Annotated in this window: 9 protein-coding genes and 4 tRNA genes; 9 read left to right on the top strand and 4 right to left on the bottom strand. The window is 58.9% G+C overall.

Annotated features, from left to right (window positions below):
• Positions 1-33: 33 nt before the first annotated feature.
• The 5 genes from AC06G5_RS23460 (at position 34) to AC06G5_RS23440 (ending at position 2,139) form a co-directional block, all read left to right on the top strand.
• Positions 34-1,275, top strand: a complete 1,242-nt coding sequence (locus AC06G5_RS23460; protein WP_057399075.1) for an aspartate kinase — start codon at positions 34-36, stop codon at positions 1,273-1,275.
• Positions 1,276-1,464: 189 nt separating this feature from the next.
• Positions 1,465-1,653, top strand: coding sequence for a carbon storage regulator CsrA (csrA, locus tag AC06G5_RS23455; RefSeq protein ID WP_002554426.1), 189 nt, complete (start codon positions 1,465-1,467; stop codon positions 1,651-1,653).
• Positions 1,654-1,715: 62 nt separating this feature from the next.
• Positions 1,716-1,806 (top strand) — tRNA-Ser (locus AC06G5_RS23450).
• 107 nt (positions 1,807-1,913) lie between these two features.
• A tRNA-Arg gene (locus tag AC06G5_RS23445) sits at positions 1,914-1,990 on the top strand.
• A gap of 72 nt (positions 1,991-2,062) precedes the next feature.
• Positions 2,063-2,139, top strand: a tRNA-Arg gene (locus AC06G5_RS23440).
• 20 nt (positions 2,140-2,159) lie between these two features.
• Here the strand turns inward: AC06G5_RS23440 and AC06G5_RS23435 are convergent.
• Entirely contained in the window at positions 2,160-2,678 is a 519-nt protein-coding gene (locus AC06G5_RS23435; protein WP_480458411.1) for a cell envelope protein SmpA, read from the bottom strand.
• A 320-nt stretch (positions 2,679-2,998) separates the two neighbouring features.
• Between AC06G5_RS23435 and mgtE the strand changes: the two genes are divergently transcribed.
• Complete coding sequence (gene mgtE / locus AC06G5_RS23430; RefSeq protein ID WP_413704130.1) at positions 2,999-4,441, top strand: magnesium transporter; 1,443 nt, start codon at positions 2,999-3,001, stop codon at positions 4,439-4,441.
• Positions 4,442-4,665: 224 nt separating this feature from the next.
• Here mgtE and AC06G5_RS23425 read toward each other — a convergent pair whose 3' ends face one another.
• Positions 4,666-4,992 carry an Arc family DNA-binding protein gene (locus tag AC06G5_RS23425; RefSeq protein WP_003178899.1) on the bottom strand — a complete coding sequence of 109 codons (327 nt, stop codon included), beginning with the start codon at positions 4,990-4,992 and terminating at the stop codon, positions 4,666-4,668.
• 110 nt (positions 4,993-5,102) lie between these two features.
• On the opposite strand from AC06G5_RS23425, the gene AC06G5_RS23420 reads away from it, so the two are divergent.
• Positions 5,103-5,333 carry a hypothetical protein gene (locus AC06G5_RS23420; protein WP_413705532.1) on the top strand — a complete coding sequence of 77 codons (231 nt, stop codon included), beginning with the start codon at positions 5,103-5,105 and terminating at the stop codon, positions 5,331-5,333.
• A gap of 70 nt (positions 5,334-5,403) precedes the next feature.
• Here AC06G5_RS23420 and AC06G5_RS23415 read toward each other — a convergent pair whose 3' ends face one another.
• Together AC06G5_RS23415 and AC06G5_RS23410 are read right to left on the bottom strand one after the other, a co-directional pair.
• Complete coding sequence (locus AC06G5_RS23415) at positions 5,404-5,583, bottom strand: PA3371 family protein (protein ID WP_085717172.1); 180 nt, start codon at positions 5,581-5,583, stop codon at positions 5,404-5,406.
• Between the two features lie 21 nt (positions 5,584-5,604).
• Positions 5,605-5,838: a hypothetical protein gene (locus AC06G5_RS23410; RefSeq protein ID WP_413704131.1), complete on the bottom strand. Its 234-nt coding sequence runs from the start codon at positions 5,836-5,838 to the stop codon at positions 5,605-5,607.
• 292 nt (positions 5,839-6,130) lie between these two features.
• On the opposite strand from AC06G5_RS23410, the gene AC06G5_RS23405 reads away from it, so the two are divergent.
• Both AC06G5_RS23405 and AC06G5_RS23400 read left to right on the top strand, forming a co-directional pair.
• Positions 6,131-6,207: transfer RNA gene (locus tag AC06G5_RS23405), tRNA-Arg, on the top strand.
• A gap of 267 nt (positions 6,208-6,474) precedes the next feature.
• The gene (locus tag AC06G5_RS23400) at positions 6,475-12,939 is read left to right on the top strand and encodes a DUF5801 repeats-in-toxin domain-containing protein (protein WP_480458409.1); all 6,465 of its coding nucleotides are present in this window, start codon (positions 6,475-6,477) and stop codon (positions 12,937-12,939) included.
• The last annotated feature ends 54 nt before the right edge of the window (positions 12,940-12,993 follow it).

Raw genomic sequence — 12,993 nt, 5'->3', positions numbered from 1 at the left:
TGGGCGCCCTTCATGGGCAGAGGCGGCTTTGAAATGGCTTTGATCGTACAGAAATTTGGAGGCACCTCGGTCGGCACTGTCGAGAGAATCGAGCAGGTCGCCGACAAGGTTAAGAAATTCCGCGATGCCGGCGATGACCTGGTGGTTGTGCTGTCTGCAATGAGCGGCGAAACCAACCGTCTGATCGATCTGGCCAAGCAAATCAGTGGCGACGGTCAACCGGTTCCGCGCGAACTGGACGTGATCGTCTCCACCGGTGAACAGGTGACGATTGCCCTGTTGGCCATGGCTCTGATCAAGCGTGGCGTGCCGGCGGTGTCCTACACCGGCAACCAGGTGCGGATTCTGACGGATAGCGCTCACAATAAAGCGCGTATCCTGCAGATTGATGACCAGAAGATTCGCGGTGATCTGAAAGCGGGTCGTGTGGTAGTGGTCGCCGGTTTCCAGGGCGTCGACGAGCACGGCAATATCACCACCCTCGGTCGTGGCGGTTCCGACACCACCGGCGTGGCGCTGGCAGCAGCCCTGAAGGCTGACGAATGCCAGATCTATACCGACGTCGACGGTGTCTACACCACCGACCCGCGTGTGGTGTCCGTGGCTCAGCGCCTGGACAAGATCACCTTCGAAGAGATGCTGGAAATGGCCAGCCTCGGTTCCAAGGTGTTGCAGATCCGTGCGGTCGAGTTCGCCGGCAAGTACAACGTTCCGCTGCGCGTACTGCACAGCTTCAAGGAGGGTCCGGGCACCCTCATTACTATCGATGAAGAGGAAACCATGGAACAGCCGATCATTTCCGGTATCGCTTTCAACCGCGATGAAGCCAAGCTGACCATCCGTGGCGTGCCAGATATCCCGGGCGTTGCATTCAAGATTCTCGGCCCGATCAGTGCCGCGAACATTGAAGTCGACATGATCGTGCAGAACGTCGCGCACGATAACACCACCGACTTCACCTTCACCGTGCACCGCAACGACTACCAGGCGGCGCAAGCCGTGCTGGAAAAAACCGCTGGCGAGCTGGGTGCCCGTGAAGTCGTGGGCGACACCAAGATCGCCAAGGTGTCGATCGTCGGCGTTGGCATGCGTTCTCACGCAGGCGTCGCCAGCCGCATGTTCGAGGCCCTGGCCAAGGAAAGCATCAACATCCAGATGATCTCGACTTCGGAAATCAAAGTCTCCGTAGTGATCGAAGAGAAGTATCTGGAACTGGCTGTGCGCGCTCTGCACACGGCTTTCGAACTGGACGCACCGGCCCGCCAGGGCGAGTGATGCGTTTGCCAAAAGGCGCGGTCTGACCGCGCCTTTTGTTTTTTTGAATGGCGTGCCCCCCCGAGCCTGTTCTTTTGCTCGCGCTAGTCAATACTCAGGCATGTAGGGCTGCGACCGCTCCGGTTGTGGGTCGAGTGCCTTTTTTTTGCAGACTGTTGTCCCTGAAATGAAATGCGTGAGGAGAAAGGTATGCTGATTCTGACTCGTCGGTGCGCAGAAAGCCTGATTATCGGTGATGGCGAAATCACCGTGACCGTGCTCGGCGTCAAAGGAAATCAAGTGCGCATCGGTGTTAATGCCCCGAAAGAGGTGGCTGTTCACCGGGAGGAAATTTACCTGCGTATCAAGAAAGAGAAGGACGAAGAACCAAGCCATTAATTTTTATCGTTTTTTATGTTTGCAAACGGGGAAGAAGCTGGTTAATATACGCCCCGTGTTGCGGAGAGCTGGCCGAGTGGCCGAAGGCGCTCCCCTGCTAAGGGAGTACACCTCAAAAGGGTGTCGGGGGTTCGAATCCCCCGTTCTCCGCCATTATTTGCGTAGTACGTTGTAATCTGGCTTCTTCGGTAAGTTGTTGAAATTACTAGAAAAAGTGGTTGACATAGAGATTAGACGGCCTATAATGCGCGGCAACAAATGCACTCGTAGCTCAGCTGGATAGAGTACTCGGCTACGAACCGAGCGGTCACAGGTTCGAATCCTGTCGAGTGCACCATTTAAGAGTTGTTTGCAGTGATGTGAATAACTTGGCTTCAACCAGTTGTGATCTGGTCTAAAAACACAAATTGCACTCGTAGCTCAGCTGGATAGAGTACTCGGCTACGAACCGAGCGGTCACAGGTTCGAATCCTGTCGAGTGCACCATACAAACAAAAAGCCCGCCTTTAAAGCGGGCTTTTTGCCGTCCGGGATTTGGCTTTTCCCTTCGTGCATCCCCTCTCGTCGAACTCCACCTGTGCGCTGCGACCTCTCCGGGTGTCGTAACGGTAGGTCGTGGCTGAATTGCGAATACTGATCTTGTCTGGCTTGCCGAGCGCGCTTTCGACGTCTTGCTGGGTCATGCCCGCGACTACTCGCCGATTGATGATCGCCTCTCGGCGCTCCCTGTTGCTGATCAGGTTTCCACACTTGTCCTGCGTTTGGCCGACGACGGTTGGCTCTCTGCTTTTGATGTTCATCGCTGATGATTCGCGGGGTTCGGCCGGCGGCATAAGCGCCACCGTGCTGCCAGGTGTAAAGGCTCGCACGTCCTGAAGTGAAGCGCGTTCTCCCGCGGCACAGCTCAGCGTGGTGAAGGTGATGCGTCCATCGGCCGCTTCGCAGCGTTGAACAGTGGTGGCGAGCGCCAGGGGCAGGGGGCCGAGCATGCTGAGCAGTAAAAGGGGTTGTGCAATCAATGGCATCGGGCGTCCTCCATGACGTTCCTTTTCAAGAGTAGTGGCTACAATTTTCGAAGGGGGTGTGTTTTCTTTTCAGAATACGTCGTCGCATTTTCATGGATCAGGGCGATGCTCAAGATTGTTGTGCAAGCGCTTGTTTCAGCCACGATTTTTTAACGTTTAAAACCGTCAGGCGGTGTATCATTGCGCCCGTCAGCCCCGCCGGGGCTTGTGGAATACCTCCATGGACTTACCCAGTAGTTACTCAGTACCCCGTTTCACCAATCATGAATTGACTGATTGATCCTTCCGGCGTGCCCCGCTGCTGGGAGTGGAGTTCGCCTATGTCTGAAGTTGAAGTAAAGAAAACGCAGGAAAGCTTGCAGGATCGCCTGGCTCAGGTGGTTGAGTTGCTGCAGCGCCAGCGTGTGGTAGAAGACCTGACTCACCGCCAGGAAGGCCCGCATCATGACCGGGTCGAGAACCTGGTCCACCGGCAGAACCTTGTCGAGCTGCAACGCAAGCTCGATGACCTGCACTCCGCCGACGTCGCCTACATCCTTGAAGCCTTGCCGCTGGACGATCGTCTGACGCTCTGGCAATTGGTCAAGGCCGATCGCGACGGCGACATCCTTCTCGAAGTATCCGATTCGGTTCGTGAATCGCTGATCGCCGACATGGACGATCACGAGCTCCTGGCTGCGGCCAAGGACATGGATGCCGACGAACTCGCTGACCTGGCCTCCGAGCTGCCGCGAGACGTCGTCCATGAGCTCATGGAGACCCTCGACCAGCAACAACGCGAACGCGTGCGTTCGGCACTGTCCTACGACGAGGAACAGGTCGGTGCGTTGATGGACTTCGAGATGGTGACCATCCGCGAGGATGTCAGCCTTGAAGTGGTCTTGCGTTATCTGCGCCGTCTCAAGGAGTTGCCGGGCCATACCGATAAGCTGTTCGTGGTCGATTACGACGGCGTCCTCAAGGGTGTGTTGCCGATCAAGCGTTTGCTGGTCAACGATCCGGACAAACAGGTTGCCGAGGTGATGGCCAGCGATCCGGTGAGTTTTCACCCGGACGAAGACGCTTACGATGCTGCCCAGGCGTTCGAACGTTATGACTTGATCTCCGCGCCCGTGGTCGACAAGAACGGCAAGCTGATCGGTCGTCTGACCATCGATGAAATGGTCGACCTGATCCGTGAAGAGAGCGAAAGCGAAGTTCTCAACATGGCGGGTCTGCGTGAAGAAGAAGATATTTTTGCGTCGGTCTGGAAATCCCTGCGTAACCGTTGGGCCTGGCTGGCGATCAACCTGATTACCGCGTTCGTGGCTTCCCGGGTCATCGGTTTGTTTGAAGGTTCGATCGAGAAGCTCGTGGCGCTTGCGGCGTTGATGCCGATCGTGGCGGGGATCGGTGGTAACTCGGGCAACCAGACCATCACCATGATTGTTCGGGCCATGGCGCTGGACCAGGTGAGTACCGGTAATACCTCGCGCCTGATGCGCAAGGAATTGGCCGTCGCATTGATCAACGGCGTGATCTGGGGCGGGGTGATTGGTGCGGTTGCCTACCTGCTCTATGGCAGTTGGTCATTGGGCGTGGTGATGACCGCCGCGATGACGCTCAACTTGCTGCTGGCGGCGTTGATGGGGGTTTTGATCCCCATGACCCTGGCGAAGATGGGGCGCGATCCGGCAATGGGCGCCAGTGTGATGATTACTGCCATGACCGACAGCGGAGGCTTTTTCATCTTCCTCGGGCTGGCGACCATCTTCCTGCTCTGAGGTCCCGTTCATAGAAAACCCGCCTTTGGCGTAATGCTGTAGGAGCGAGCTTGCTCGCGATGGTCGTTAACGATGCCGCGTGTGTACTGACTAAACGCGGCGCTCTTGAGTCCATCGCGAGCAAGCTCGCTCCTACACCATCACGTTTTTGGCGGGTTTTTTTGGGTCTGAATTTCAGGCAAAAAAAAGCCAGCGATCAAGCTGGCTTGAGCTCTCTGCTTGAATCAGGACGCGTCGGCGGCCATTTCAGCATCATGCGCGATCAGCGAAACCAGGGCGTTCTGCTGTCGGTGGGAGAGTTGGCGGAAGCGCTGCAGCAGCTCCCGTTCGTGCAAGGAAAGCTCCGGGCTGTCCAGGCGCATGCTCAACTCTTCTCCCAGTGCGCCTTCCTGAATAAGACTCTGCTCAAGGCGCGCAATGATTTCGGAGTTCATGCTGCGATGATGATTGCGAGCCACCTCGGCAATGCGTTCACGCATTCCGTCTGGCAGACGTACGACGAATTTGTCAGCCGTACGGCTGGAATAAATTGCCTGTTTCAATGGGCGCATATATTTAACCGGTTAGTTCAGGGGAGCGGTTTTCGGGATTGGCCGCAGGATGTCTGATAGGACAAGCACTCTGACCAAATGTTCAACCTGAATTGATAGAGGCGCACATCATGCCTCAAACCAGCCAGATCCTTGGCGTCAATTCTATGACAAATATTGAACGGTATAAAGGCGTTCTGCCAGCACCAATTATCAGAAATGCGGATTGGTTTGAAAAGTTCGACCGGGCCGTATTGCTTGATGCATCCCCGCCCGACGAAAGATTTCTGACGGGAGGAATAAGCGGACTCGATCCCCGTTCCTTGCCTTTACAGGATAGTGGCAAATGGCCGATTTACTAGGGGAAGTCGTATGGAGGGGGCGAATTCGGGATGGATGGCAGGCTGTTGCAGCGGATTTTCCAGGCCGGGATTAACGCAGTACCGGATCAAACTTGATCTTGCGTCCGGCAATCAGCGCGAGCACGAACAGACTGGTGAAGACACCACAGGCGATCAGGGGGAGGGTGACGACCATGTCCTGGGTCAATGACAGATGAAAAATGCCGCTCGACAAGGCGAGGATGAAAAAACTCGCGGCTGATCTGGACATGCTGTGCTCCTGGTGGGGGATTCAAAATACCAAGCGTTCGGATGATGGCGCCGGTAGCAGGATGTTTTCCTGGCTCGCTTGCTGGCTGACAAATCCGTGCCGATCACTCAATTGCGCCAGTTGCGGTGCCTTCTGCAGCTGAAGGCAATGCGGCATACGTTGGGCAACCTGCGTAACGCTGCACTCGGGAATAAAATGAAATCCCGGTAAGACTGCCAGTACGATTGCATTCGAGAGTAAAAGAACGCTGTTCATGGCGCGGGCCTCGGTTGCTCTGTGAGACCAGTGGAAGCAGCGCGCATGCCAGAGTCTATCGGCAAATAAAATCTTTAAAAACAATGAATTAAGTTATTTTTTGGTAAGGCGCCATATTGCATTTTGCAAGGGTGGCTTTTTGCAGTGATGCAATTTGCACGGTAAACAAGTCCGCCCCCGGCTGAGGCGTCTGCCTACACTTAAAAAGCCCTACGGACGACATGACAAAAGCCGGCCCGGCCGTTAACATGCACGCCGTCCATCGCGCCGCGTTTCGTTGCGCCCGACTTGTGTCTCAGTAGCTCAATTGGATAGAGCATCCCCCTCCTAAGGGGAAGGTTGGCAGTTCGAACCTGCCCTGGGACACCATATTTCGCAGCTCCCCCGCCTGCTTCAACGCTTCATTTTCACGACGTGTAGATAAAGTTCGACAAATTCAGGTACCTGGATTGATCGAATCCATCAACTCTACCTTCGCGGCTTTCCATCTCCTCTCCCAAGTAGTCTGAATCTCCCATCCCGCCTGGGAGTATCGGCCGATGTGCAACCTCCGGTGCCTGTTCATAGTTGTGACCAATAGAACCGAAAATGGTCCACGGTCGGCCCCCGATGACTGGACCCGCTCAGGAGAAAGTCATGACTATGCGCAAGAAAACCTCATCGTCAACGAGTGACCTGGCCAATATCGCCGGTGACCATCCTTCACCCGTCAGCCACGACTGGACTTTTACCTACGTGAGCGATCGATCCCGCCTTTACACTCCGCTCGTCACCACCGACCTGAAAGACTACGCCCCCGGCAGCACCGCCATCATCACGGCCAGCGGTTTCGCCGTCGGCAGTACAGTGACGCTCGAAGTGGACCACGCCATCGGTGCTGGCGCGGATGGCGTATGGGGCACGTCCGACGATGTGCTCAATACCAACACCGGCGCGGGGCACGAGCCCTGGTCCGTGACCGACGGCGGCGCCGGCGATCTCGACGGCCAGGTCAACGGCAGCGTCACCACCTCGTGGTACGTGAATCCCGACGACTCGGCAGGCGCGACGTTTCTGCTTACGGCGGCCTCTGCGGGCGCCGATGGAGTAGTCGGCACCGCTGACGACGTCGTGGCGACTGCGTCGTTTACGGACAGCGTTTTGAGCGTCGTGGCGACTGGCGAGGACGTTACGCTGGACGAGACGGCCGGGTTGCAGAACGGAACTGCCACGCCAGGCTCTGCTGGAGACGCTGACGACAACGACATTCTGGTGGCGTCGCTGCCCTCGACCTTCGCCACCCGTTTGACCGCACTGGGGGCAGGTACCGCCACGGGTGCGGCCTTGAGTGGCTATTCCGGTGCCGTGGGCAACACGGGCAGCAATGCGTTCACCATTACCTCCACGCCTGGAGCAAGCATTACCGATGTCAGCTTCGTCGGCAGCACTGGCGCACCACTCAATGGCGTGGACAGCGGGCTGTTGACCCTCGATGGCATCAGCATCCTTCTCTATACCGATACGAACAACAACATCGTCGTGGGTCGAGCCGGAAGCGCAAGCGGTGCGATCGTGTTCGCTGCCTACATTGAAGAAACCGGATCGCCGGTCACGGGCGGCAAGCTCTGGACCGTGGAGTACCAACCGCTCAAGCATCCGGATATGACGAACGCCGATGATTCACTCAATCTGCTGAACAAGGTTTTCATCGGAGCCAGCCAGGACCTGGAGTTCAGTCTGGCCAATGCCCCCTCCGGCCAGAACCTGTTCCTGATGTTTACGACGGCGACCCCGACCGTTGTCAACGACGCTGGTGTCCTGCGGATTACGGACCCCACCATCATCGCTACCGGCAAGGACCCCGCGGACCAGTCAAGCGGCGCCAATATAACCACTGGCGACACGATCAATACCAGCCAGGCGGGCGGCCCGACCACCTTCGGCACCAATAATCAAATGATTGTGGAGCAGGAGGGCATCCGCTTTTCGTTCGTCACAGGTGCCAGGCAGAATGTGACCATTCCCAATCTGGATCAGAACGAAGCAGATGTTGAATCCAACATCGACTTTACCAGCGTCTTCAACGCCAAATCGGCAAGCTTCGACGTCGTGCAGTTGCAAAGCGGCAAGAGCGCAATCGTAAAAATCAGCGCATTCAGCACCGCGTATGAACCCGGCGTGAATTTCATCAACGGATATGCGGGCGATTCGTCGATTGCAATCACCAATGTTCGCGTCATCAATAAAAGCACCGGGCAGGTGATCGAGAACTCAGACGGATCGGTGAATAGCCCGAGCATTGTCATCAACGTTGTTGGCGGGGTTGCAACCATCACCGGCGTTTTGGCCGGCTACCAGATTCAATACACCACAACGCTGGATCACAACCGCGTGCTTGTCGAAAACGGGGCGGCTGTCGACGCCAAGGGCAATAACCACGCCGACTTTGATATCGGTGGCTTCAAGCTGGTCCAGGCCTCTATTTCGAAAACCGAAATCGGCTCCAAGATCATCTTCGACGACGACGGGCCGAGCATCAGCACCACCGGCACGGAGCCGACGCTGACGGTGGACGAGACGGTATTGGCGACCAACGCCACTCAGAGCTTCGCCGCCAACTTCACTTCGGCGTTTGGCGCCGATGGCGCCGGCACCCTGACCTATGCGCTGGGCGTGGTGGCGGGTGCTTCCGGGCTGATCGACACGGCCACCGGCGAGGCAGTGAACCTGTCGCTCAACGGCATCGTGGTCGAAGGCCGCACGGCCACGGGCAACCAGCTGGTGTTCACGGTCAGCGTGGTCGCCAATGGCAGCGTCACCCTCGACCAGCTCCGCGCCGTGGTGCATTCCAACACAACCAATCCCGATGACTCGACCAGCCTGACCTCGGACAATCTGATAACACTGACGGCAACCAAGACTGACGGGGACGGCGACAGCGCCCAGGCAACCCTCAACATCGGACAGAACCTGGTGTTCAAGGACGACGGACCAAGCATCAGCACCACCGGTGTGGAGCCGACGCTGACGGTGGACGAAACGGTGCTGGCAACCAACGATACCCAGAGCTTCGCCGCCAACTTCAATTCAGCGTTTGGCGCTGATGGTGCGGGCACCCTGACCTATGCGCTGGGCGTGGTGGCCGGAGCCTCCGGGCTAACGGATACGGCCACCGGCGAGGCAGTGAACCTGTCGCTCAACGGCGCCGTGGTCGAAGGGCGCACGGCCACGTCCAGTCTGCTGGTATTCACGGCCAGCGTGGCCGCCAACGGTGATGTCACTCTCGACCAGATTCGCGCCGTGGTGCATTCCAATACCACCAATCCCGATGACTCGACGAGCCTCACCTCGGACAACCTGGTGACGCTGACGGCAACCAAGACCGACAAGGACGGCGACAGCGTCCAGGCGACGCTGAACATCGGGCAGAACCTGGTGTTCAAGGACGACGGACCAAGCATCAATACCACCGGCGTGGAGCCAACGTTGACGGTGGATGAGACGGTACTGGCGACCGACGATACCCAGAGCTTTGCCGCCAACTTCAGCTCGGCGTTTGGCGCCGATGGTGCCGGCACCCTGACCTATGCGCTGGGCATGGTGGCGGGGGCCTCCGGGCTGACCGACACGGCCTCGGGCGAGGCGGTGAACCTGTCGCTCAACGGCACCGTGGTCGAAGGCCGTACAGCCACGGGCAACCTGCTGGTGTTCACGGTCAGTGTGGCCGCCAATGGCAGCGTCACCCTCGATCAGCTCCGCGCCGTGGTGCATTCCAACGCCAGCAATCCGGATGACTCGACGAGCCTGACCTCGGACAACCTGGTGACGCTGACCGCGACCAAGACTGACAAGGACGGCGACAGCGCCCAGGCGACGCTGAACATCGGGCAGAACCTGGTGTTCAAGGACGACGGACCAAGTATCAACACCACCGGCGTGGAACCAACGCTGACGGTGGACGAAACGGTGCTGGCGACCAACGATACCCAGAACTTCGCCGCCAACTTCACCTCGGCGTTTGGCGCCGATGGTGCCGGCACCCTGACCTATGCGTTGGGCGTGGTGGCCGGGGCCTCCGGGCTGACCGACACGGCCACGGGCGAGGCGGTGAACCTGTCACTCAACGGCACCGTGGTCGAGGGCCGCACGGCCACCACCAACCTGCTGGTGTTCACGGCTAGCGTGGCTGCCAACGGTGATGTCACCCTCGATCAGCTCCGCGCCGTGGTGCATTCCAACGCCAGCAATCCGGATGACTCGACGAGCCTGACCTCGGACAACCTGGTGACGCTGACGGCAACCAAGACCGACAAGGACGGCGACAGCGCCCAGGCAACCCTGAACATCGGGCAGAACCTGGTGTTCAAGGATGACGGACCAAGCATCAGTACCACCGGTGTGGAGCTGACGCTGACGGTGGACGAAACGGTGCTGGCAACCAACGCCACCCAGAGCTTCGCCGCCAATTTCACCTCGGCGTTTGGCGCCGATGGTGCCGGCACCCTGACCTATGCGCTGGGCGTGGTGGCGGGTGCTTCCGGGCTGACCGACACGGCCACGGGCGAGGCGGTGAACCTGTCACTCAACGGCACCGTGGTCGAAGGCCGCACGGCCACGACCAGCCTGCTGGTGTTTACGGCCAGCGTGGCCGCCAACGGTGATGTCACCCTCGACCAGATTCGCGCAGTGGTGCATCCCGACGCCACCAATCCGGATGACTCGACGAGCCTGACCTCGGACAATCTGGTGACGCTGACGGCAACCAAGACCGACAAGGACGGCGACAGTGCCATGGCGACGCTGAACATCGGGCAGAACCTGGTGTTCAAGGATGACGGACCAAGCATCAGTACCACCGGTGTAGAGCCGACACTGACGGTGGACGAAACGGTGCTGGCGACCAACGATACCCAGAGCTTCGCCGCCAACTTCAATTCGGCGTTTGGCGCTGATGGCGCCGGCACCCTGACCTATGTGCTGGGCATGGTGGCGGGGGCCTCCGGGCTGACCGACACGGCCTCGGGCGAGGCGGTGAACCTGTCGCTCAACGGCACCGTGGTCGAAGGCCGTACAGCCACGGGTAACCTGCTGGTGTTCACGGTCAGCGTGGCCGCCAACGGCAGCGTCACCCTTGACCAGCTCCGCGCCGTGGTGCATTCCAACACAACCAATCCTGATGATTCGAAGACGTTGACCTCGGACAACCTGGTGACACTGACGGCGACCATTACCGACAAGGAGGGCGACAGTGCCCAGGCGACGCTGAACATTGGGCAGAACCTGGTGTTCAAGGACGACGGACCAAGTATCAACACCACCGGCGTGGAGCCAACGCTGACGGTGGACGAAACGGTGCTGGCGACCAACGATACCCAGAGCTTCGCCGCCAACTTCACCTCGGCGTTTGGCGCCGATGGCGCCGGCACCCTGACCTATGCGCTGGGTGTGGTGGCGGGTGCTTCCGGGCTGATCGACACGGCCTCGGGCCAGGCGGTGAACCTGTCGCTCAATGGCGCCGTGGTCGAAGGCCGCACGGCCACGGGCAACCTGCTGGTGTTCACGGTCGGCGTAGCCGCCAATGGCAGCGTCTCCCTCGACCAGATCCGCGCCGTAGTGCATTCCGACGCCAGCAATCCTGATGATTCGAAGACGTTGACCTCGGACAACCTGGTGACGCTGACGGCGATCAAGACCGACGGGGACGGCGACAGCGCCCAGGCGACGCTGAACATCGGGCAGAACCTGGTGTTCAAGGACGATGGGCCAGCACTCACTTTCGGCAACCTGATCGGGACCGGTAGCGTCCTTGCACAATCCGGGTTCTGGAATATGGCGACGGGAGCCGACGGGCTGGGCGCGGCCGGTCTGGATATCTCGCTGGTCAATAACCAGTTCACCCTCGTCAGGCCGGACAACACGACCACGATCGGGACCGGCACGCTCCACGAGCTGTCGCCATCACCGGATGTCAATGGCGCGTACCAGTTCGCGGGAACCTTGACCGGTGATTTCGACAACAACGTTGCAACGGCGAATACCACCGTCGACTACACGTTGACCGCCTATGCCGATGGTCGCTATGCACTGGATCTGGTGCAAGGCTTCAGTTCGACGATTGTGCTCAGCAGTGCCGACGGCTCGCTCGATGCCGGCGGCCCGGATTCGGTGCGCACATTGTTGATTCCGCAGACGAGTAACCCGGCTATTCCTTCGGCCTCCGAGGAGATTGTGTTCTTTTCCGCGAAGGCGCTGGCGACGACCGCGGACATCCTGACCGGCATCGGGCTCGGAGCACCCGACCCCACCGAAGCCGCGCTACAGACCAACCCGCTGCCATCGTACATAGACCCGGCGGCCATGAACGTCAGCACGTCCGGCATCGGTGTCGGCAATAACGTTTTCCAGGGAGATAACCTGGCGGCAATCAGCGCCGCCGATGAAAGTTTCGTGATCAATCCTGAGAGCCTGCTGACGGGAATGAAGGTCTTCATCGACAACTCCGTGGCGGGTTACAACACCGCGACCGAAGACCTGTACTACCGGATCTACTATGCCGATGGCACGTTTTCGAACCGCGTAGAGGTGAACACCCTGACTCCGGAGGCGGGCGGACAGGTGTCCTTCCTCATCCAGAAGGAGGGTACGACATTGATCGACGCTGTTCAGCTGACGATGGGCCGGGGTGATGTCAAGATTCCGGTGATCCAGTTCATTCAGCAGAGCGAGAGCCTGGCCAGCGATGTCCAGCTGGCGTTCAGCGCGACGCTGACGGACAAGGATGGGGACTCGGCGACGAGTACATTCGACGCCAACCTGTTCGCCAACGACCCGGCCAACGCATCCTTCGACTTCACGCTGGTTGGCACGGCCGGTGAGCAGGATGCATTCAACATCGATCTGTCAGTCAATCAGAACCTGTACCAGGTCAGCGGCTTCGATGTGGGCCCGGGCTTGCGGGACAAGCTGGTGCTCAACGGCGACCCGAACGCCGTTGTCCAATCGATCAACAACACCGGCGCAGATGGCGTCGTGACGGTTGCCGAGACTGGCGGACAAACAACGACCATCACCTTGGTCGGGACCCATATCCAGAGTACCGACATCTTTTTTGGCAGCGCCTGAGGCATTGCGCGCGTGAACGGATGCGAGGGTGGCCCAGGAAACCACCCTCGCATT

Source organism: Pseudomonas sp. WT-JTC (genome assembly GCF_056711565.1).
This window is presented reverse-complemented; position numbering and strand designations above follow the sequence as displayed.